At 68.4% G+C, this 19,914-nt stretch carries 18 protein-coding genes, 1 tRNA gene and 2 pseudogenes; 13 read left to right on the top strand and 8 right to left on the bottom strand.

From position 1 onward, the window contains the following. Positions 1–224: 224 nt before the first annotated feature. The 3 genes from ACWGI2_RS25690 to ACWGI2_RS25680 are packed head-to-tail and all read left to right on the top strand — an operon-like array spanning position 225 to position 1,461. A complete protein-coding gene (locus tag ACWGI2_RS25690) occupies positions 225–449 on the top strand; it encodes a hypothetical protein (protein ID WP_453697865.1) in 225 nt (74 codons plus the stop codon). A gap of 8 nt (positions 450–457) precedes the next feature. Further along, positions 458–1,189: a GntR family transcriptional regulator gene (locus ACWGI2_RS25685; protein ID WP_453698295.1), complete on the top strand. Its 732-nt coding sequence runs from the start codon at positions 458–460 to the stop codon at positions 1,187–1,189. Beyond that, positions 1,186–1,461, top strand: coding sequence for a hypothetical protein (locus ACWGI2_RS25680; RefSeq protein ID WP_453697864.1), 276 nt, complete (start codon positions 1,186–1,188; stop codon positions 1,459–1,461). The genes ACWGI2_RS25685 and ACWGI2_RS25680 overlap by 4 nt, the downstream gene beginning before the upstream one ends. 2,313 nt (positions 1,462–3,774) lie before the next feature. Here ACWGI2_RS25680 and ACWGI2_RS25675 read toward each other — a convergent pair. Beyond that, a pseudogene (locus ACWGI2_RS25675) lies at positions 3,775–4,074 on the bottom strand (NUDIX hydrolase); the annotation flags it as partial. 65 nt (positions 4,075–4,139) lie between these two features. Between ACWGI2_RS25675 and ACWGI2_RS25670 the strand changes: the two are divergent. Further along, positions 4,140–4,439 (top strand): annotated as a pseudogene (locus ACWGI2_RS25670) (tyrosine-type recombinase/integrase); the annotation flags it as partial. A 79-nt stretch (positions 4,440–4,518) separates the two neighbouring features. Here the strand turns inward: ACWGI2_RS25670 and ACWGI2_RS25665 are convergent. Both ACWGI2_RS25665 and ACWGI2_RS25660 read right to left on the bottom strand, forming a co-directional pair. Beyond that, positions 4,519–4,592 (bottom strand) — tRNA-Pro (locus ACWGI2_RS25665). Positions 4,593–4,725: 133 nt separating this feature from the next. Then, complete coding sequence (locus ACWGI2_RS25660; protein WP_453697863.1) at positions 4,726–5,652, bottom strand: metallophosphoesterase; 927 nt, start codon at positions 5,650–5,652, stop codon at positions 4,726–4,728. A 75-nt stretch (positions 5,653–5,727) separates the two neighbouring features. On the opposite strand from ACWGI2_RS25660, the gene ACWGI2_RS25655 reads away from it, so the two are divergent. Beyond that, a complete protein-coding gene (locus ACWGI2_RS25655) occupies positions 5,728–6,192 on the top strand; it encodes a GatB/YqeY domain-containing protein (RefSeq protein ID WP_453397004.1) in 465 nt (154 codons plus the stop codon). Between the two features lie 187 nt (positions 6,193–6,379). Here the strand turns inward: ACWGI2_RS25655 and ACWGI2_RS25650 are convergent, their stop codons facing one another. Continuing rightward, positions 6,380–8,662 (bottom strand): transglycosylase domain-containing protein, encoded by a 2,283-nt coding sequence (locus ACWGI2_RS25650; RefSeq protein WP_453697862.1) that lies wholly within the window; start codon positions 8,660–8,662, stop codon positions 6,380–6,382. Between the two features lie 416 nt (positions 8,663–9,078). On the opposite strand from ACWGI2_RS25650, the gene ACWGI2_RS25645 reads away from it, so the two are divergent. Then, on the top strand, positions 9,079–9,423 hold the full coding sequence (locus ACWGI2_RS25645) for a WhiB family transcriptional regulator (RefSeq protein ID WP_167828965.1): 345 nt from the start codon (positions 9,079–9,081) through the stop codon (positions 9,421–9,423). Positions 9,424–9,501: 78 nt separating this feature from the next. Here the strand turns inward: ACWGI2_RS25645 and ACWGI2_RS25640 are convergent, their stop codons facing one another. Both ACWGI2_RS25640 and ACWGI2_RS25635 read right to left on the bottom strand, forming a co-directional pair. Beyond that, positions 9,502–10,872, bottom strand: a complete 1,371-nt coding sequence (locus tag ACWGI2_RS25640; protein ID WP_453698293.1) for an ArsA family ATPase — start codon at positions 10,870–10,872, stop codon at positions 9,502–9,504. Between the two features lie 11 nt (positions 10,873–10,883). Then, positions 10,884–11,864, bottom strand: a complete 981-nt coding sequence (locus ACWGI2_RS25635) for an ArsA-related P-loop ATPase (protein ID WP_453697861.1) — start codon at positions 11,862–11,864, stop codon at positions 10,884–10,886. A gap of 82 nt (positions 11,865–11,946) precedes the next feature. Here ACWGI2_RS25635 and ACWGI2_RS25630 point away from each other — a divergent pair, with 82 nt between their 5' ends. The 4 genes from ACWGI2_RS25630 to ACWGI2_RS25615 all read left to right on the top strand — a co-directional run bounded on the left by ACWGI2_RS25630 (position 11,947) and on the right by ACWGI2_RS25615 (position 15,070). Further along, complete coding sequence (locus tag ACWGI2_RS25630) at positions 11,947–12,108, top strand: DUF4177 domain-containing protein (protein WP_003975360.1); 162 nt, start codon at positions 11,947–11,949, stop codon at positions 12,106–12,108. Beyond that, positions 12,105–12,575: a RidA family protein gene (locus ACWGI2_RS25625; protein WP_160506292.1), complete on the top strand. Its 471-nt coding sequence runs from the start codon at positions 12,105–12,107 to the stop codon at positions 12,573–12,575. Before ACWGI2_RS25630 ends, ACWGI2_RS25625 begins: the two co-directional genes overlap by 4 nt. Before the next feature lie 106 nt (positions 12,576–12,681). Further along, on the top strand, positions 12,682–13,548 hold the full coding sequence (locus ACWGI2_RS25620) for an NUDIX hydrolase (RefSeq protein WP_453397007.1): 867 nt from the start codon (positions 12,682–12,684) through the stop codon (positions 13,546–13,548). A 691-nt stretch (positions 13,549–14,239) separates the two neighbouring features. Then, positions 14,240–15,070, top strand: coding sequence for an MBL fold metallo-hydrolase (locus tag ACWGI2_RS25615; protein WP_453697860.1), 831 nt, complete (start codon positions 14,240–14,242; stop codon positions 15,068–15,070). 429 nt (positions 15,071–15,499) lie between these two features. On the opposite strand, the gene ACWGI2_RS25610 is transcribed toward ACWGI2_RS25615, so the two are convergent. Next, positions 15,500–16,174 (bottom strand): Crp/Fnr family transcriptional regulator, encoded by a 675-nt coding sequence (locus tag ACWGI2_RS25610; protein ID WP_016642758.1) that lies wholly within the window; start codon positions 16,172–16,174, stop codon positions 15,500–15,502. A gap of 304 nt (positions 16,175–16,478) precedes the next feature. Between ACWGI2_RS25610 and nth the strand changes: the two genes are divergently transcribed. From nth to ACWGI2_RS25595, 3 genes are read left to right on the top strand one after another with little or no spacing between them, the layout of a single operon-like run. Beyond that, a complete protein-coding gene (nth, locus tag ACWGI2_RS25605; RefSeq protein ID WP_453697858.1) occupies positions 16,479–17,435 on the top strand; it encodes an endonuclease III in 957 nt (318 codons plus the stop codon). A 55-nt stretch (positions 17,436–17,490) separates the two neighbouring features. After that, positions 17,491–18,273 carry an NUDIX hydrolase gene (locus tag ACWGI2_RS25600; protein ID WP_453697857.1) on the top strand — a complete coding sequence of 261 codons (783 nt, stop codon included), beginning with the start codon at positions 17,491–17,493 and terminating at the stop codon, positions 18,271–18,273. A 49-nt stretch (positions 18,274–18,322) separates the two neighbouring features. Then, complete coding sequence (locus ACWGI2_RS25595; protein ID WP_453697856.1) at positions 18,323–19,525, top strand: MarP family serine protease; 1,203 nt, start codon at positions 18,323–18,325, stop codon at positions 19,523–19,525. A gap of 45 nt (positions 19,526–19,570) precedes the next feature. Here the strand turns inward: ACWGI2_RS25595 and ACWGI2_RS25590 are convergent, their stop codons facing one another. Continuing rightward, a complete protein-coding gene (locus ACWGI2_RS25590; RefSeq protein WP_237330242.1) occupies positions 19,571–19,759 on the bottom strand; it encodes a hypothetical protein in 189 nt (62 codons plus the stop codon). Positions 19,760–19,914 lie beyond the last annotated feature (155 nt).

Below are 19,914 nucleotides of genomic sequence, written 5' to 3'. Positions count from 1 at the left end.
GTGCACCCTGGCGGGTGCCTGCTGATGCCACCCAGCCAGCGCCCCCGCATCACGCCCACGGAGGCCATCCCCTACCGGTCGAGCGCGTGCCGGATCGGTACGCACCACGCATGCGCGGAGTCCTCCTCCGCCACAGCACCCGTTGACGTTCCCGTGGTCTACGAGGCATGCGGTTGCCCCTGCCACGCGACGGCCAACCAGCCGAAACCCATGGAGGTACTGCGGTGAGGGGATGGGCCCCCAGCGGCGCGCTGGCCTCCACGGTCGAGATCACCGCAGCCAGCGTGCAGCGCGGCGACGTCATCCAAGTCGGCGGCCAGCCTTGCCGCGTGACCGACCTCTTCCAATTGCCCCACGGCGCCAAGCAACTCGTATTCGAGTCGGGCGAGTTGCTGACCATGCACCCGCGAACCCGACTCGTCGCGCTTCGCATGACGAGAAGGCGGTGATCAAGCCCATGCCTTCTCGTCGTCACGGCATCGCCAATGACCTACGCAACCAGATCACGACCGGTCGACTCAAGCCCGGCGAACGCCTCCCGTCCGAGACCCAACTAGCCGCCCAATACGAGGTCAGCACCGCAACGTTGCGGAGCGCGCTGGCAATGCTCCAAGGAGAGGGCCTAGTCGAGAAGATCCACGGCAAGGGGAACTTCGTTCGTCGCCCCCTCCGCAGAATCACCTACCTCGGCGGCTGGGGCGCGCAGGCCCCGCAGACCGCCCCTGACGCAGCTCTGCGCATCACAGTCCGCACCACCAAGATCCGGGCGCGGGGTCATCTGACAGCTCTATTGCAGGTGCCGACTGGTAGCCCCCTGACGGAGTTCCACTGCGTCAGCTACGAGGCGAAGTCGCCGCACAGCCTGGCCCGCATCTACGTCCCTCGCGACCTGGCGCCGGCCGCCGTGTTTAACGAGCCGCGCCCGTACGAGGGAGCAGAGGCGAGATTCGCAGCACTGCGCCCGACGTCGGCCGAAGTCCAGGAGACAGCCAGCGCTCGCCTCCCGACACCAGACGAAGCCTCAACCCTGCGAATCAGCTCCGCCCTGGCGGTTCTCGCGATCACACGCGTGACAGCCGACAGCACCGGTCGCGTGGTCGAGGCTGCGCTCCTGGTGCTTCCAGGGGACCGCGCCGATGCGGTCTTCACCACCCGCCATGTGACCGACGATCGATGGACGGATAGATGACAACCCGAAACGAGCTGCGCCTCCTCCCGTGGTCGGGGCCGGGGGGCAAGCCTTGCTATCTCAGCACCGACGACAGCGATGGCCACATGTCCCGCTTGGCGGACAACATCGAGGCGGTACAGCTCGGCATGGCGGCCGAACTGCTGGAGCAGGCCATGGAAGTACTGGGTGACGAGCATGCGGAGCCGGAGGCGCTGCGTCTTCTGGTGAGGGACCTGACGGGAGCATTGCGCGAGGCGCTTCGCGTAGCGATCAGCCGCGGTCACCTCTGAGCGGTGAGCGCAACGCCCCCCAGTGAGACACGACCACTACCTGCGCCTGCGCCCCTACTAGAGACCGACACGCTTTCCCGCTGTGCTCGTCGGTCGGGAAGTGGCACTCGGGGACGTCCACCCGCGCTCATGCCCATCCGCCCGGTGCGCCTGTTGGTGCTGGTGTCCGACCATGAACAGTCGCGCACGGGGCTGAATGAGACGGAAAACTGGGACGGAGTGTGGTGCATGGGAGGGGGTAGGCCGACTACACCTCGCCGCCTTCGCCTTGTTGTGCGGGACGCGCAACGAGAGCCATCGCTAGGCGGCTCCACAAGCCTCCTTCGTAGCGCGAGGCCAGGGCAGCGTCAGCCTTCAGATCGACCGTGTCCACCGTCGCGCATCACAAGCCCTGCCGTTCACGAACGGTTCCCAGCCGACCAGGAGAGCCGGTGCTGGTCGCGACGCGGGCGACTGATCCAGGCCACATAGAGCCCGCAGAGAGATGTCAGCTCAGCGACGCTTGCACTGCGACTCATGATGAGGACGACTCCGACGAAGATGATTGCGACGAACGCACCGATGTCAGAGCCAAGGTACTTAGGCTGGGTGGGCACAGTATCCTCCAAGGTTGCTGTTGCTGGGTGAGTGGAGGCGGTGGATGCGTAGTGGCGCTACCGCCTTCACTCTTCAGCCGCCGATCTGCGGCTGGGTCAATCTGAGCACCTTGCAGCGGGTGTGGCCGGACTGTCCTGTGACGTCTTGGTCCGCCTAGTCCGCGCGCGTGCGCGCGCATCTTCACAAGGGACGGACCAAGACGTCACAGCTTGGGGGTAAGAGCGGATGGTTGCGACACAGACTCAAGCGAGAGCCCTGAAGCGGGCGGATGAAGTCAGAGAACTCGTAAAGCAAAGAGGGCTACTGGACGTGCTCGCAGCGTTAGAAGGGCTGCATTTTGAAGGGAAATCCGGTCCTTCAGTGCGAATCCGAACTCCCTATTTTCGGAACAGCGCGATCCCTTACGGTGACTTATGGTCACCGCACGCATTTCCGTCGTTCGTTGAATTCGACGAACGGCGTCGCCCGGCAGAGCGCATCCTTCCACCGCTGGCCAAGCTCCTTCTACCGCAGGGAGTGGCGCTGAAATTCCACCTGGTGGCGCTATTTGCAGCGCAGACTCAAGCTCGTTCAGGGGCGAGATGGGTAAATGAAATACCGATCACTAAGCGAAGTAAGGGTATCGCGTGGGTTGACCTGATGGCAGTGTCGGCCAAATCAAGCACTGGAGGGGGGCGCCCCTCGTCATACACGGCGAACAAGACTCGGCAACTCCGCTCATCGCTGAATCTGCTATCAAATCACAGACTGGTCGATATCGGTGACCCGGGAGTTAGGAATAGGTATGAAGGATTCAAGCTCCTATCCGAGGATGCCGTCAGCTCAGCTGCAAGTTTCGTAGAGTATCGCGTACCGCGGGAACACGAAGCCGTCATTAACGTCCCATTTCAGTTCTTCACCCGCGGCTGGGTGCATCTGCTCACTAAGAGTGAGATTGCGGCCTACTTCATGTGGCTTAGCCTGAGTGCAGAGAGCGAATGGGTTACCGGTCTCTGGCGGCAGCGGGCTGGACTATTCGGCCTATCACGTGATGTGCATGACACTACACAGGCGCTTGCTGCTTACGGATTAGTCGACGTACTTCCATCCCGGGAGCGGCGACAGAATGGAACGTGGCGAAATTTCAACGCAGGCGACAAACCGTACGGCAATAGAATTCGCATAAATCATCGCGGTTTATGGCGCTTGGCCCCGAAGGCGGTTGAGGGCGTACTTCGAAAAACTGCTGCGCTCGGAAAATGGTCCAGGGTCGTTGGGGAGTAACCCGGTAGCTTAGATCGCGGTCGTCCTCGCCCTCAGAAGTTGCGTACCCGATCACGCGATATACCACCCAGCTTCCGTCCCGTACGCCGTCGACCCACACACCGTGGAGCGGGCGTGGTTCAGGGGCGTCAAGGTGGAGCGCGCCACTGTACGAACGACCTTGACGCCCCTGGGCCGCGTCTGCTCGGCTCCGCCTGGGTCGATGGCGTACGGGACGGAAGCCCACCACCTGGCACCACCCACGGACTCGCACTCGGCGACGGTGCCCCGATGCTCCCGGTGTCGGCCGATCCCCCGCCGGAGGCATCATCTTGTGCCCGCGAATGACGTCCCGCCGTTGCACGTTGCGCGCCGCCTGGCGCGGCCAGCCGGGGCGGAGACAGGAGGCAGGCCGCGCCGTCGAGGCGGCGCGCGCCCGCGCTGTGCGCGGGCCTTGATGAAGTAGGGAAGGTTCTATCGCGTCGGCGTCAGGCGCTTGCCGTCATGGCTTCGCACGTGAGGGCCTGCCCCATCTAGGGCGTCCAGGAGCCGGATCGCGTAGACCTCGGGCATCCACCCGGCGACTTCCTCGGGCGTGAGCCAGTCGACTGCAGTTGATTCGCTGGACGTGCGCTCGGTGCCGCCGACCGGCTTGCAGCGGAAGACCAGCGCCACGATGCCTCGGGTCGTGTTCTTGTAGACCCCGGTGAGCTCGTCCACCTCGATGTGGATGCCCGTCTCTTCCAGGACTTCGCGCCGTACGCCTCGTCGAGGGCCAGGAGTCGGCCGTCCTCGCGTACCGCTACTTCCGCTACGGACACGGAGTGCAGTGGCGTTGGCTCGTCTTCTCCTCGGCTGTCGGTGAGCCGCTGGACGCGACCAACGTCCGCCGTGCCTTCCGGGTGGCCCTCAAGGACGCGGAGGGAATCGACACCGACGAGTGGACGCCCCGGGAGCTCCGGCACAGCTTCGTCTCGCTGCTCTCCGACAGTGGCGTGCCCCTGGAAGAGATCTCCCGCCTCGTCGGCCACTCGGGGACGGCCGTGACCGAGGAGGTCTATCGGAAGCAGATCCGGCCTGTGATTCAGACCGGCGCCGTGGTCATGGACGGCATCTTCAGGCGGGCCCCGGAGCGCTAGTCACGCAGATAGACACGCACGCAGAAACAAGTGAGGCACCTACGAAAATCCGTAGGTGCCTCACCTGGTGTTTCAGCTGTCGGGGTGGCGGGATTTGAACCCACGACCTCTTCGTCCCGAACGAAGCGCGCTGCCAAGCTGCGCTACACCCCGATGTCGTTGCTCCACCGGCCCGCATTGCTGCTGGCCGTGGCGACATCGATTACTTTAGCGGACCGGCGCCCGGAGACGAAATCCGGTTTTCGGGCCCCTGGCATCCCGTGCCGGGGACCCGCGGCCCGAGGCCTCAGTTCCGGGCCGTCAGCGTCAGGAGTGTCGCCTCCGGGGGGCACGCGAAGCGCATGGGGGTGTAGCGGTTCGCGCCGCAGCCCGCCGAGACGTGCATGAAGGACGTCCGGCCCTCCGCCTCGTGCCTCGACAGGCCCTTCACGCGCTCCGTGTCCAGGTCACAGTTGGTGACCAGCGCCCCGTAGAAGGGGATGCACACCTGGCCGCCGTGGGTGTGGCCCGCGAGGATCAAGGGGTAGCCGTCGGCCGTGAAGGCGTCGAGGGTGCGCAGGTACGGGGCGTGCACGATGCCCATCGAGAAGTCGGCGCCCGCGTCGGGACCGCCCGCCACGCGCGCGTACCGGTCGCGTTTGATGTGCGGGTCGTCCAGGCCGGTGAGGCCGATCTCGTAGCCCTCGACCTTCAGGGCGCCCCGCGTGTTCGTGAGGTTCACCCAGCCCGCGGCGTCGAAGCCGTCGCGCAGGTCCTCCCACGGGTTGTGGATCACGCCGACGGCGGGTGCGTTGCCGTTCAGGCCGTGCTTGCCCTGCGACTTCTCGATCAGGTAGCGGACAGGGTTGCGCGGCTTGGGGCCGTAGTAGTCGTTCGAGCCGAAGACGTACGCCCCGGGGAACTGCATCAGCGGGCCGAGCGCGTCCAGCGTCTCCGGCACGCCCTCCGGGTCGGAGAGGTTGTCCCCGGTGTTGATCACGAAGTCGGGGCGAAGACCCGCGAGCGAGCGCAGCCAGCGCTGCTTCTTGCGTTGCCCGGACACCATGTGGATGTCCGACACCTGGAGGACTCTGAGCGGTCGCATCCCCGGCGGGAGCACCGGCACGGTGACCCGTCGCAGTCGGAAGGAGCGGGCTTCGAAGCCCACCGAGTAGGCCAGACCGGCGGCGACCGTCGCCGTGATTCCCAGGGGTACTGCGTATTGCACGCGCATCCACCCATCGTGTCAGACCCGAAGGCCCCGTAAATCAGCGGGCGTCGGGCCGTACGCACCTGCGACAATCACCGCATGACCACGCTCAAGTCGAAGCTTCAGGAAGACCTCACCGCCGCGATCAGGGGGCGTGACGAGCTGCGCTCCTCGACGCTCCGGCTGACCCTTACCGCCATCACGAAGGAGGAGGTCTCGGGCAAGACGGCCCGCGAGCTCTCCGACGATGAAGTGCAGAAGGTGATCGCTCGCGAGGCCAAGAAGCGCCGCGAGGCCGCGGAGGCCTTCGCCCAGGGCGGTCGCGCCGAGCAGGCCGCGAAGGAGAAGGCGGAGGGCGAGATCCTCGCCGAGTACCTGCCGAAGCAGCTCTCCGAGGACGAGCTCCACGCGATCGTCGCCCAGGCCGTCGAGGAGGCCAAGGCCGCCGGCGCGGAGGGGCCGCGCGCCATGGGCCAGGTCATGAAGATCGTGAACCCGAAGGTCGCGGGCCTGGCGGAGGGCGGCCGCGTCGCCGCCGTGGTGAAGAAGCTGCTCGCGGGCTGATCACACACGTGCGTCGTTGGCGTTGGCTGATCACACACGTGCGTAGCTGACCGCGCACCACCCCACCGCGCCCCACCCCACCGCACACATACGTACGGAAACGATGAGGGCGCCCCCTGCTCCAGGGGGCGCCCTCATCGTCGTACCGGAGCCCCGGCCTGCTGCGGCCTACCGCGGCTTACGCGGACTACCGGCCCCAGCCGCCGATCCCGCCCCCATTGCCGTTCCCACCGTTTCCGCCATTCCCGCCGTTCCCACCGCCGCCGATGACATCCGGCGGCAGGGAGATGTCCGGCCAAGGATCGCCGCCGCCACCGGTGTCGCCCCCGCCGCCGTTGTTGCCGCCACCGCCGTGACCGCCGCCGCCGGGCTTGTTGTCGTCGTCGTGCTCGTCCTTGTCCTTGTCCTTGGCGCCGTCCGGGATGTGGATCGTGTTGAAGCCCGGCGCGGGCTTGCCCGCGAGCGCTCCGCTCATCGCGTCCCGCCAGATCGGACCCGGGACCTCACCACCGAAGACCTTGTCGTACGTGACTCCGCCGATGGGGATGTTGACCATTCGCCGCTTGTGCTGCGGGTCGCCGACCCAGACCGCGCCCGACATGTTCGGGGTGTAGCCCACGAACCAGGCGGCGTAGCGGTAGTCGGTCGTACCCGTCTTGCCCGCGCTCGCGCGGGAGCCGAGGCCGGCCTGCTTGCCGGTTCCGTCCTCGACCACGCCCTTCAGGAGGGTGTTGATCGTGTCCGCCGTCTTCGTCGACATCGCGCGCGAGCACGTCGACTTCGGCACCGGCAGCGACTTGCCGCCAGGACCGGCGATCGACTCGATGGCGACGGGCGTGCAGTGCTTGCCGCGCGCCGCGAACGTGGCGTACGCGCCCGCCATCGTCAGCGGCGACATCTCCTGGGTGCCGAGCGCGATCGACGGCGCCTGGTCGATCTTCCGGCCGTCGGCGCGCTCGACGCCCATCTTCTCGGCCATCTGTGTCACCGGGCAGATCCCGATGTCGCCGATCATCTCGACGTAGTAGGTGTTGACCGACTTCGCGGTCGCTTCCCGCATGTCGTACGGGCCGACCTCGGACTCGTTCTCGTTGGTGAGCTTCGCGCCCCCCGAGTTGAGCCACTTCTTGCCGTCGCACGCCGCGACGCTGTCCGGATACGGCATCTCGTACGGGGAGCCGTAGCTCTTCGTGGGCGGCATTCCGCCCTCCAGGGCCGCCGCGGCCACGATCGGCTTGAACGTCGATCCCGGCTGGTAGCCCGCGCCGCCGCCCATGGCGTCGTCCACGGACAGGTTGATCGTGGTCTCGTCCTTCTTGAAGCCGTAGGGCCGCGACTGGCCCATGCCCAGGATCTTGCCGGTGCCCGGCTCGACGATGGTGGCAGCCGTCGCCACGTCGTCGGACTGGTAGACGTGATCCTTTATCGAGGCCTGGACGGACTGCTGTGCCTGTGGGTCGAGCGTGGTCTTGACGCGCAGACCGCCCTGGTTCCAGACCTTGGCCCGCTCCTCCTTGGTCTTGCCGAAGACCGGGTCGGAGAGGAACACCTCGCGTACGTAGTCACAGAAGAACCCGGCGCCGCTGACCGCCGTGATGCAGCCGTTCTTCGGCCTGCTCACCTTCAGGCCGAGCGGCTTCTTCTTCGCCTCCTCGGCCTCCGCCTGCGTGATGTCGTGCGTCTCCGCCATCCGCTGCAGCACTACGTTGCGGCGCTTGGTGGCTTCCTCCGTGTCGTTCACGGGGTCGTACCGGCTGGGGGACTGCACGATGCCGGCGAGCAGCGCGGCCTCCTGGACCTGGAGGTCCTTGGCGGGCTTGGAGAAGTAGCGCTGGGCCGCGGCCTCGACTCCGTACGCCTGCTGCCCGAAGTAGGTGATGTTCAGGTAGTTGCTGAGGATGCGCTTCTTGCCGAGCTTTTCCTCCACCTGGATCGCGTACTTCAGCTCGCGGATCTTGCGCCCGAGGGTCTGCTGGGTGGCCTCGGCGACCTTCGTCGGGTCGTCACCGGCCTCCTCGACGAAGACGTTCTTCACGTACTGCTGGGTGAGCGTGGAGGCGCCCTGGGAGACGCCGCCGCTCTGCGCGTTCTGGTTCAGCGCGCGCAGGATGCCCTTCGCGTCGATCGCGCCGTGCTCGTAGAAGCGCGAGTCCTCGATCGCGACGATCGCCTTCTGCATGTACGGCGAGATCTCCTTGAGGGGGACCACCGTGCGGTCACGCGAGTAGACCGTGGCGATGGAGCCGCCCTCGCTGTCGAGGATCGTGGTGCGCTGACTCAGCGGCGGCTGCTCCATGTTGGAGGGAATGTCATCGAACTCCTCCACCGAGCCCTTCGCCGCGAGGCCGAGCGCGCCGGCCGCGGGCAGGGCGATACCTGCCAGCACGGCTCCCGCGAGCACGCTGACTCCTAGGAACTTCGCGGCCTGCTGAGTTGGTGACAGACCACCGCCCGAGCGCTTCTTTCCCATGGGGGCAGCCTACGTTCTGATTCGCCGGACACGCCTCAATGCCTTGGCCTAAGCTGCTCTCAACTGTCACAGCAGTGCGGTTCGGCAACAAGCCCTCCGTCGGTCCCGAATCCCGAACGGGGACTTCCCACGCTCTTCAAGCGTCAGGGAAAGTGTGTCCGAATTCGCCTCATGCGGCATTCGATGCCCGTTGTGACTCAGCTGAAGTGCCCGCATTTGCCGGGTTAATCACGCATGTCGCCAGCTCACTCCGTCGGGTGATCTGCCGCTTACGCATAGTCCGTTCGGGCCATTCAAGATTGGGCCCGAAGGGGGTGTTGCGCTGTGCCCACCTTCCGTAACGTCCTCAACTGGCGGCGGTGAATATGCCGCTGCCGCCGTGGGGGAGCCTCGATTCGGGAGAGGACGGCGCCGGTATGGGCTGGGTAACCGACTGGAGTGCGCAGGCGGCCTGCCGCACTACCGATCCAGATGAACTGTTCGTTCAAGGAGCAGCGCAGAACAGGGCCAAGGCGGTGTGCACCGGCTGCCCGGTGCGCACGGAGTGCCTGGCCGACGCGCTGGACAACCGCGTCGAGTTCGGCGTGTGGGGTGGCATGACTGAGCGGGAGCGCCGCGCACTGCTGCGCAGGCGTCCCACGGTCACCTCTTGGCGCCGTCTGCTGGAGACGGCGCGCTCCGAGTACGAGCGTGGCGCGGGCCTGCTGCCCGTGGACTTGGAGGACGACGAGACGTACGAGAGCTACGCGGCGGTGGGTTAGCGCCCGTCGGCCGCGTGGCGGTGGGAACAACCCCCTGGGGGAGCCCACCAGCCGCGTGGCGTGGGTGAAACCTGCTGCTCAGGCAGCTCCGGCCGAATCACCATCAGCACCGGCCGCGAGCCGTTCCCCGATGGCCCGAAGGCCTGCCAGGTCGTGCACGTCGCCCGGCAGCGCCGTCACTTCGGCCACGGCCACCTCGGGGTGAAGCGCGGTGAAGCGATCGCGCGTGCGCTGTTCGCGCGCGAGCAGCTGCATGCGTTCCGCGTGCAGTCGCAGCAGACCGGCGGTCAGCTGTGCCACGGGCTGCTGAGCGTCATCAGGTTCGGCGGAGGCTTCAGAGGTCTCTTCGGAAGGTGTGTCAGAAGGTGCGGGGGTCTCGGAACTGCCGGAGGCCTCGGGGGAGTTGCCGGGCGCCTCGTGGGAAGCCTCGCGGGAGCTACGAACACCTTCCTTCCCGTCCTCCTGATCCACAATGCGGCTCTCCTCAAGATTTTCCGCGGCGGCAAGCGCCCGCTCGGCCGAGAGCTGAGCGGCGCCGCTGCTGTGCACCCTGTTGAGCACGAGACCGGCGAGCGGCATGTCGTCCGCCGCCAGGCGCTCCACGAAGTACGCCGCCTCCCTCAGGGCATCCCGCTCCGGCGACGCCACCACAAGGAATGCCGTCCCCGGCGCCTGAAGCAGCCGGTACGTGGCGTCCGCGCGGGTGCGGAAGCCGCCGAACATGGTGTCCATCGCGGCCACGAACGTCTGGACGTCACGCAGGAGTTGACCGCCGAGCAGCTTGCCCAGGGCCCCCGTCATCATCGACATCCCGACGTTCAGGAACTTCATCCCGGCCCGGCCGCCCACCTTCGCCGGGGCCATGAGCACCCGGATCAGCTTCCCGTCCAGGAAGGAACCGAGGCGCTTCGGGGCGTCGAGGAAGTCCAGGGCCGAGCGCGAGGGCGGCGTGTCGACGACGATCAGGTCCCACTCGTCGCGAGAGCGCAGCTGCCCCAGCTTCTCCATCGCCATGTACTCCTGCGTGCCCGCGAAGCCCGCCGAAAGCGACTGGTAGAAGGGGTTGTTGAGGATCGCGCCCGCCCGCTCCTTGTCCGCGTGCGCCTCGACGATCTCGTCGAACGTGCGCTTCATGTCGAGCATCATGGCGTGCAGCTCGCCGTCTCCGTCGACGGCCTTGACCCGGCGCGGGACGTTGTCGAGCGAGTCGATCCCCATGGACTGGGCGAGCCTGCGCGCCGGGTCGATGGTCAGGACGACGACCTTGCGGCCCCGTTCGGCGGCGCGCAGGCCGAGCGCGGCCGCCGTGGTCGTCTTGCCGACGCCTCCGGAGCCGCAGCACACCACGATGCGGGTCTTCGGGTCGTCGAGCAGGGCGTCCACGTCGAGCGTGCGGGCCGGGTCCAGGGGGCGTGCCGTGTCCGGGTGTCGTGCCGGGTCCGAGGTCATGCGATCCCTGGTCATGCGATCCCTTGCTTCCGCAGTTCCGTGGCGAGTTCGTAGAGCCCCGCCAGGTCCATTCCCCCGGCAAGGAGCGGCAGTTCGTGCAGGGGGAGGCCCAGCTCGCCGAGTACGGCCCGCTGGGAGCCCTCCAGGGCGTACCGCTCGGCGTACTCGGCGGCCTGCTCCAGGAGCGGGTCGACCAGGCGCTCGGCAACACCTCCGCGGCGGGCCCCGCCGAGCCCGGCGGCGGACAGGGACTTGGCGATGGCGGTACGCGGCGTCCGGTCGAGCCCGAGTTCGAGTGCGGCCTCGTCCAGCAGCGCGGGCCGCACCATGTTCACGATGACGCGTCCTACGGGGAGCTTGGCGGCGCGCAGCTCCGCGATCCCGTCGGCGGTCTCCTGGACGGGCATCTCTTCGAGGAGCGTCACCAAGTGGACCGCGGTCTCCGGGGACTTGAGGACGCGCATCACGGCCTGTGCCTGATTGTGTATGGGGCCGATCTTCGCAAGGCCCGCGACTTCGTCGTTCACGTTCAGGAAGCGCGTGATGCGGCCGGTGGGCGGCGCGTCCATCACCACGCAGTCGTACGCGTAACGCCCGCTCTTGTCCTTGCGGCGTACGGCCTCGCAGGCCTTGCCGGTCAGCAGGACGTCCCGCAGGCCCGGCGCGACGGTGGTGGCGAAGTCGATGGCGCCGAGTTTCTTGAGCGCCCGTCCGGCGCCCCCCAGCTTGTAGAACATCTGGAGGTAGTCGAGCAGCGCCAGTTCGGGATCGATGGCGAGGGCATACACCTCCCCGCCCCCGGGAGCGACGGCGATCTTCCGCTCCTCATACGGCAGCGCTTCGGTCTCGAAGAGCTGCGCGATGCCCTGTCTGCCCTCCACCTCCACGAGGAGGGTGCGCTTGCCCTCCGTCGCGAGGGCGAGCGCGAGTGCGGCGGCCACCGTGGTCTTGCCGGTACCGCCCTTGCCGCTGACGACCTGGAGCCTGCTCACACTTCCGAGCCTAACCAGTCGCCGCTCGGGCTAAGCAGGAGGCCACCGTGAGCAGCGCCTCACAACGGCTACAGTCGGCCATATGACCAAGTGGGAATACGCAACCGTGCCGCTGCTCGTCCATGCCACGAAGCAGATTCTGGACACCTGGGGCGAGGACGGCTGGGAGCTCGTCCAGGTCGTGCCCGGGCCGAACAACCCTGAGCAGCTCGTGGCCTACCTGAAGCGGGAGAAGCAGGCATGAGCGGCAACGTCGAGGCGAAGCTCGCCGAGCTGGGCATGACCCTGCCCGAGGTCGTGCCGCCGCTGGCCGCCTACCAGCCGGCGGTCCAGTCCGGTGTGTACGTCTACACCTCGGGGCAGCTCCCGATGGTGGAAGGCAAGCTTCCGGTGACCGGCAAGGTCGGCGCGGAGGTGACGCCCGAAGAGGCCAAGGAACTGGCCCGCACGTGCGGTCTGAACGCCCTCGCCGCGGTGAAGTCCATCGCCGGTGACCTTGACCGGATCGCGCGCGTCGTGAAGGTCGTCGGCTTCGTGGCGTCGGCCCCCGACTTCACGGGCCAGCCCGCGGTGATCAACGGCACGAGCGAGCTGCTGGGTGAGGTGCTCGGCGACAAGGGCGTGCACGCCCGCAGCGCGGTCGGCGTGGCGGTCCTGCCGCTCGACGCGCCGGTCGAGGTCGAGATCCAGGTGGAACTGACCGAGGCGTAGTCGAGCCGTCGACGCTCTCGACGCCCTCGACGGAGCCTGATCGCTGCCTTCTGGCACCCGATAGTTGCCTCTCGAACATCAGCCCACTAGGGGATAGCCTCCGCCCATGGCTAATGGGCAGTGGTACCCCCCGGAGTGGCCCGACCGTATCCGTGCGCTGAGCAGCGGCGAACTGACGCCGGCGGCTCCGCGCCGGGCGGCCACGGTGATGCTCCTTCGGGACTCCGTGGCCGGCACCGCCGTACACATGCTGCGCAGACGCGCCTCCATGGCCTTCGCCGGAGGCGCGTACGCGTATCCGGGCGGCGGTGTGGACCCGCGCGACGACGACCACCTCGTGCGCTGGGCGGGCCCGTCCCTCGCGACGTGGGCGGCGCGCCTCGGCGTGGACGAGCCGGGCGCCCAGGCGATCGTGTGCGCCGCTGTCCGCGAGACGTACGAGGAGGCGGGCGTGCTGCTCGCCGGGCCCACCCCGTCGACCGTGGTGGGCGACACCACGGGCGACGACTGGGAGGCGGACCGCGAGGCACTGGTGGCCCGCGATTTCTCCTTCGCGGAGTTCCTGGACCGCCGGGGCCTGGTCCTGCGCAGCGACCTGCTCGCCGCATGGGCTCGCTGGATCACTCCGGAGTTCGAGCCGAAGCGCTACGACACGTTCTTCTTCGTGGCGGCCCTCCCGGAGGGGCAGCGCACCCGCAACGCCTCCACGGAGGCCGACCGTACGGTGTGGATCGCCCCGGCGGAGGCCACGGAGGGATACGACAAGGGCGACCTCCTGATGATGCCGCCCACCATCGCGACCCTGCGCCAACTGAGCCACTACGGGACGGCCGCGGACACCTTGGCGGCGGCCCCGGAGCGCGATCTCACTCCGGTACTGGCGCAAGCGCGCTTGGAGGAGGGCGAGTTGGTACTGACGTGGCCGGGCCACGAGGAGTTCACGAAGCACATCCCTACGGGGGGTTCGGCGTGAGGGGGTCTGGGCTTGGCTCCTGGGGCAGGCTTGACACTGGGGTTTTGCGTGGCAGCGGGGGCGTGCCTGGCACCAGGGTTACGGCTGGCACCGGGGTTGCGCGTGGCGCCGGGGTCGCGCCTGGCACCGGGGTTACGCCTGGCGCCGGGGTCGTGCCTGGCAGCAGGGTTACGCGTGCCACCAGAGTTTCGCGTGGCACCAGGGTCACGTGTGGAGCCGGGGTCGTGCCTGGCACCGGGGTTACGCCTGCCACCAGGGTCACGTGTGGCACCGGGGTTACGCCTGGCAGCAGGGTCACGTGTGGCACCGGGGTTACGCCTGGCAGCAGGGTCCTGCCCGCCACTAGGGCTATGCCTCTCGTCACGGCTACGCCTGCCGCCAGGGCTACACCCGTCACCAAGGCCGCGCCTCCCGTCCCAGCCATGCCCGCCACGAGGGCCATGCCCGCCACGAGGGCCATGCCCGCCACGAGGGTCACGCTTCCCACGAGGGCCGCGCTTCCCACGAGGGCCGCGCTTCCCACGAGGGCCGCGCTTGCCACCAGGGCCATGCCCGCCACGAGGGCCGCGCCTCCCACCAGGGCCACGCCTCCCACCACGGCTATGCCTGGCACCAGGGCCACGGCAGCCTCAGCGACCACGCCTCCCATCACGGCCACGCCTGCCACGAACCGGACGGGAGTCACCCCCGCATGACCGAAGCCGCCGCCCTTCCCGGCCAGCCCCGGGGTGGAGCCCTCAGCGGTCGCGCCACTGCCCGCGCGGTCAACGTCCTCGCCCCGAACGCCTCCGCGATGACGCTGGACGGGACCAACACCTGGATCGTGTCCGAGCCGGACTCCGGGCTCGCGGTAGTCATCGACCCGGGGCCCTTGGATGACGTACACCTCCAGAACGTCATCGCCACGGCCGAGAAGGCCGGGCAGCGGGTCGCGCTCACCCTCCTCACCCACGGCCACCCGGACCACGCGGAGGGCGCGGCCCGCTTTGCGGAGCTGACCGGCAGCAAGGTGCGGGCCCTCGACCCCGCGCTGCGCCTCGGCGACGAGGGCCTGGGCGCGGGAGACGTGATCACGACGGGTGGCCTGGAACTCCGCGTGGTCCCGACGCCGGGCCACACCGCGGATTCCCTCTGCTTCCATCTCCCGGCCGATCAGGCGGTCCTGACGGGAGATACGGTCCTGGGCCGCGGTACGACGGTCGTGGCGCACCCTGACGGCCGCCTGGGGGACTATCTGGACTCCCTGCGGCGGCTGAGGTCCCTGACGGTCGACGACGGCGTGCACACGGTCCTGCCGGGCCACGGTCCGGTACTGGAAGACGCCCAGGGCGCCGTCGAGTTCTACCTCGCCCACCGCGCGAACCGCCTGGCCCAGGTCGAGACGGCCGTGGAGAACGGCCACGCGGCCCCTTCGGACGTGGTCGCCCACGTCTACGCGGACGTGGACCGCTCCTTGTGGCCGGCGGCGGAACTGTCGGTAAGGGCGCAACTGGACTACTTGCGGGAACACGGCTTGATTTAACCGGGCGTGGGCGCCTAACCGCTCAAAGATCCCCCGCCGAGGCACCTACCCCGGCCGGGCTGCTCCCTGCCCACCCACCCCAACTCCGCGAGGGCCCGCCCTCAGCCGACCGGGGTCCTGGCGGGCGGATATTTCCCACCCACCCGCCCCAACCCGGCGTCCTGGACGGCGATCCTTCCGCCGCCCCAAGCCGCCCCGGGGCCCTGGACGACGGACACTCCCCGCCCATCGGCCCTAAGGCGCGCCCGGCAGGCCTGAGCGGCGGCAACTCCCCAGGCCTGCCCCCACCTCCCCCAGCCGGGAAGCCGGGCCGCACCCACCCCCCCACACCGCGGGGCAATCGGGTGGGTGGGCGGGAAAGCCTTGTGCGGAAGCACGGATGGGGCCCAGCCTCAAAGAGGCGGGACCCCATCCGCGTACGAAACAGCGTCAGCGCGACCGCTTTGCCAACCGCTCCACATCCAGCAAAATCACCGCACGCGCCTCCAGCCGAAGCCAGCCGCGCCCAGCGAAGTCCGCCAGAGCCTTGTTGACCGTCTCGCGGGACGCGCCGACCAACTGGGCCAGCTCTTCCTGCGTGAGGTCGTGCACGACGTGGATGCCCTCTTCGGACTGCACACCGAAGCGGCGCGACAGGTCGAGAAGGGCGCGGGCCACACGCCCGGGCACGTCGGAGAAGACCAGATCGGACATCTGGTCGTTCGTCTTGCGCAGGCGCCGCGCAACGGCACGCAGCAGCGCCGCGGCCACCTCGGGCCGTGCGTTCAGCCACGGCTGAAGGTCGCCATGGCCCAGACCGAGCAGCTTGACCTCGGTGAGCGCGGAGGCGGTGGCCGTACGCGGGCCCGGGTCGAACAGCGAGAGCTCACCGATGAGCTCGCCGGGGCCGAGCACCGCGAGCATGTTCTCGCGGCCGTCGGGTGAGGTGCGGTGAAGCTTCACCTTGCCCTCGGTGACCACGTAAAGGCGGTCTCCGGGGTCGCCCTCATGGAAAAGCGCATCCCCGCGCGCGAGCGTCACCTCACTCATGGAGGCGCGGAGCTCCGCGGCCTGCTCGTCATCGAGCGCCGCGAAGAGCGGGGCGCGCCGCAGAACGTCGTCCACGAGTTCTCTCCTTGTCGGCCTGCATCAGGGGACTGTGGTCCCCCCATTTTGCCGGACGGTCCAAACAGTGTGATCAGTCACAAGTCTGCCGCACCGGCGTCGCAAGCTGTGCGGGAGGGGGCCAATTGGGGGCCGATCCATAGGGTCCAGGGCGGATGTCAGTGTCGGGCTCTAGGCTGGCCGGGTGTCCAAAAAGCCGGTGAGAGCACAGGCCAGGAGGGCTGGGAAGGTGACCGCCCTCCCAGATTCCGCTGTGGGCGAACAGACTTCCACTGAACCAGAGAATGCGACAAAAGGGACAAAGGTGCCACCGGTGAGGAAGCCTTCGGAGAAGAATCAGGCCACAGCCGGAGCGACGAAATCCACCCCGGCCAAGAAGCCCGCCGCCCAAGCGAAGCAGACCGCTCCAGCGAAGAAGACCGTCGCCCCGGCCAAGAAGACCGCCGCGGCCAAGCAGACCGCCCCGGCGAAAAAAACCGCCCCCGCCAAGGCCAAGCCCGAGTCCCGCACAGCCCTCGTCCGCCGAGCCCGCCGTATCAACCGCGAGCTCGCCGACGTGTACTCGTACGCCCACCCCGAGTTGGACTTCGAGAACCCCTTCGAGCTGCTCATCGCCACGGTCCTCTCCGCGCAGACCACCGACCTGCGGGTGAACCAGACGACGCCGCGCCTCTTCGCCGCGTACCCGACCCCGGAAGACCTCGCCGCCGCCAACCCCGAAGAGGTCGAGGAGTTGATCCGGCCGACCGGGTTCTTCCGGGCGAAGACGAAGTCGATCATGGGGCTCGCCACGGCCCTCAGGGACAACCACGACGGCGAGGTCCCCGGCCGCATAGAAGACCTCGTCAAGCTGCCCGGCGTAGGCCGCAAGACCGCGTTCGTCGTGCTCGGGAACGCCTTCGGAGTCCCCGGCATCACCGTGGACACCCACTTCGGGCGGCTCGTCCGGCGCTGGAAGTGGACCGAGGAGACCGACCCGGTGAAGGTCGAGGCCGTCGTCGCCGACCTCTTCCCGAAGAGCGAGTGGACGATGCTCTCGCACCGCGTGATCTTCCACGGCCGCCGGATCTGCCACTCCCGCAAGCCCGCCTGCGGCGCCTGCCCGATCGCCGATCTCTGCCCGTCGTACGGGGAGGGCGAGACCGACCCGGAGAAGGCGAAGAAGCTCCTGAAGTACGAGATGGGGGGCCTGCCGGGCCAGCGCCTCAAGCCCCCGCCGGACTACCCGGGGAAGGCCGCGCCCCCGCTGGGCGCCGCATGAGCGAGGAACCAACCGAGGGTCCACAGGCGTTGTCCACAGTTGGACGGGGGTGCCGATGACGCACGCGAGCGACACGAGCGAGACAACCGACACGAGCGATACGCACATGAGCGATGGGAACGGATTCCAGGGCCCCGGCGGCACAGGCCGCCCAGCACGAAGCCCCAACGGACACGTGCGCCTCAGCACCGAAGGACTCCCCGCCTGGCTGGACCCCGTCGCCCGCGCCGCCGAAACGGTCCAGCCGACCCAGCTCAGCCGCTTCCTGCCCCCGGAGAGCGGCGCCGGACGCCAGTCCGCCGTACTGATCCTCTTCGGAGAGGGCGCACACGGCCCCGAGCTGCTCCTGATGGAGCGTTCCGGGAGCCTGCGCTCGCACGCGGGCCAGCCCTCCTTCCCCGGCGGCTCCCTCGACCCCGAGGACGGCGATCCGCTCGCCGACGGCCCCCTGCGCGCCGCCCTGCGCGAGGCCGAGGAGGAGACCGGGCTCGACCCCCGAGGCGTCCAGCTCTTCGGCGTGCTGCCCAAGCTCTTCATCCCGGTGAGCGACTTCGTGGTGACCCCGGTGCTCGGCTGGTGGCGCACGCCCACCCCCGTCGGCGTCGTCGATCCGGCCGAGACCGCCCGCGTCTTCACGGTTCCCGTGTCCGATCTCACGGATCCCGACAACCGCGCGACGACGGTTCATCCGAGCGGCCACCGAGGCCCGGCCTTCCTCGTCGAATCCGCTCTGGTCTGGGGTTTTACGGCCGGAGTGATCGACAGAATTCTGCACTTCGCAGGCTGGGAGCGCCCCTGGGACCGCACCAAGCAGGTGCCGCTCGACTGGCGCGCATGACAAGGTTGCGGGGACGTGGCGACCGCGATGCGAGGCGAGGATTGAATCGGTGAACGTGCTGGACATCCTTTTGGTGGTCGCCGCCGTGTGGTTCGCGGTCGTCGGTTATCGCCAGGGATTCGTCGTCGGCATCCTGTCGGTGATCGGTTTCCTGGGCGGCGGACTCGTCGCGGTGTACCTGCTGCCCGTCATCTGGGGCGCCCTCACGGACGACGAGGGGGCGGTGAGCACGACGGCCGCCGTCGTCGCCGTGGTCATCGTGATCGTCTGTGCCTCCATCGGCCAGGCCTTCACCACCCACTTGGGCAACAAGCTCCGCCGGTACATCACTTGGCAGCCCGCCCGCGCCCTGGACGCCACGGGCGGCGCGCTGGTCAACGTACTGGCGATGCTCCTCGTCGCCTGGCTGATCGGCTCCGCCCTCGCGGGTACGACGCTGCCGACGGTCGGCAAGGAAGTACGCAACTCCAAGATCCTGCTAGGCGTCTCGCGCACGCTGCCCGACCAGGCCGACACCTGGTTCGCGGACTTCTCATCGGTCCTTGCGCGCAACGGCTTCCCGCAGGTCTTCAGCCCGTTCTCGAACGAGCCCATCACCGAGGTCCAGGCCCCCGATCCCAGGCTCGCCAAGAGCGAGGTCGCGACGAAGGCCAGGCGCTCCATCGTGAAGGTGCAGGGCGAGGCCCGCGGCTGCGGCAAGGTCCTCGAAGGCACCGGCTTCGTCTTCTCCGAGCGCCGCGTGATGACCAACGCGCATGTGGTCGGCGGCGTGGACGACCCGACGGTGCAGATAGGCGGAGACGGCAGGACGTACGACGCGAAGGTCGTGCTCTACGACTGGGAGCGCGACATCGCCGTACTGGACGTGCCGACCCTCCAGGCGCCCGCCCTGCAGTTCACGTCCAAGGACGCGGTCAGCGGTGACAACGCGATCGTCGCGGGCTTCCCGGAGAACGGCCCGTACGACGTCCGTCCCGCGCGCGTGCGCGGTCGCATCACGGCCAACGGCCCGGACATCTACCACCGGGGTACCGTGCGCCGCGATGTGTACTCGCTCTACGCGACCGTCCGCCAGGGCAACTCAGGCGGCCCGCTGCTCACGCCCGAAGGCAAGGTCTACGGCGTGGTCTTCGCGAAGTCGCTCGACGACCCGGACACCGGCTATGCCCTCACCGCCGACGAGGTCCGCGAGGACATCGAGGCAGGCCGCACCGCCAACCAAGAGGTCGACAGCGAGGGTTGCGCGCTCTAGAGGGTTGCGCGCTCTAGGCGGCGCGCAGCCGGGGGAACGGCCGGATCAGTCGCGCGTATGCCTCAGCCGCGCCGAGACCCAGCGGGCCCTGCGGCGCAGGATGTGGGGAATGCCGATGCCTTGAGCAGGGCCCTCATGGCCCGGATCGTGCGGACCGCCCCTCTCACGGCTGTTCAGCGCTGTGGCCGAGCGGCGGTTGCGTGCTGCGTCACTGTAGTCGTGCGTCCAGCCCATACCCGGACGTGTGCCCGTGCCCCAAGGTCGGTAATCGCGCCCACGGGCCCCAATTGGCCTATGCGGGAGGCAATTGGCCGTTCGAAGGACAGGTGTTCCCACGGCTGCAAGTCAAGGCCCGTCGAGGCCCGTCGAGGGCCTCCGCTCGGCCTACC

This window comes from Streptomyces sp. NPDC054866 (genome assembly GCF_053610745.1).
This window is presented reverse-complemented; position numbering and strand designations above follow the sequence as displayed.

Excerpts from the sequence above, each read along its gene's own strand:
- ACWGI2_RS25685 (WP_453698295.1), top strand. The coding sequence starts at position 458 with ATGCCTTCTCGTCGTCACGGCATCGCCAATGACCTACGCAACCAGATC.
- ACWGI2_RS25680 (WP_453697864.1), top strand. The coding sequence starts at position 1,186 with ATGACAACCCGAAACGAGCTGCGCCTCCTCCCGTGGTCGGGGCCGGGG.
- ACWGI2_RS25660 (WP_453697863.1), bottom strand. The coding sequence starts at position 5,652 with ATGCGCGTGCAATACGCAGTACCCCTGGGAATCACGGCGACGGTCGCC.
- ACWGI2_RS25655 (WP_453397004.1), top strand. The coding sequence starts at position 5,728 with ATGACCACGCTCAAGTCGAAGCTTCAGGAAGACCTCACCGCCGCGATC.
- ACWGI2_RS25650 (WP_453697862.1), bottom strand. The coding sequence starts at position 8,662 with ATGGGAAAGAAGCGCTCGGGCGGTGGTCTGTCACCAACTCAGCAGGCC.
- ACWGI2_RS25645 (WP_167828965.1), top strand. The coding sequence starts at position 9,079 with ATGGGCTGGGTAACCGACTGGAGTGCGCAGGCGGCCTGCCGCACTACC.
- ACWGI2_RS25640 (WP_453698293.1), bottom strand. The coding sequence starts at position 10,872 with ATGACCTCGGACCCGGCACGACACCCGGACACGGCACGCCCCCTGGAC.
- ACWGI2_RS25630 (WP_003975360.1), top strand. The coding sequence starts at position 11,947 with ATGACCAAGTGGGAATACGCAACCGTGCCGCTGCTCGTCCATGCCACG.
- ACWGI2_RS25625 (WP_160506292.1), top strand. The coding sequence starts at position 12,105 with ATGAGCGGCAACGTCGAGGCGAAGCTCGCCGAGCTGGGCATGACCCTG.
- ACWGI2_RS25620 (WP_453397007.1), top strand. The coding sequence starts at position 12,682 with ATGGCTAATGGGCAGTGGTACCCCCCGGAGTGGCCCGACCGTATCCGT.
- ACWGI2_RS25615 (WP_453697860.1), top strand. The coding sequence starts at position 14,240 with ATGACCGAAGCCGCCGCCCTTCCCGGCCAGCCCCGGGGTGGAGCCCTC.
- ACWGI2_RS25600 (WP_453697857.1), top strand. The coding sequence starts at position 17,491 with ATGACGCACGCGAGCGACACGAGCGAGACAACCGACACGAGCGATACG.
- ACWGI2_RS25590 (WP_237330242.1), bottom strand. The coding sequence starts at position 19,759 with ATGGGCTGGACGCACGACTACAGTGACGCAGCACGCAACCGCCGCTCG.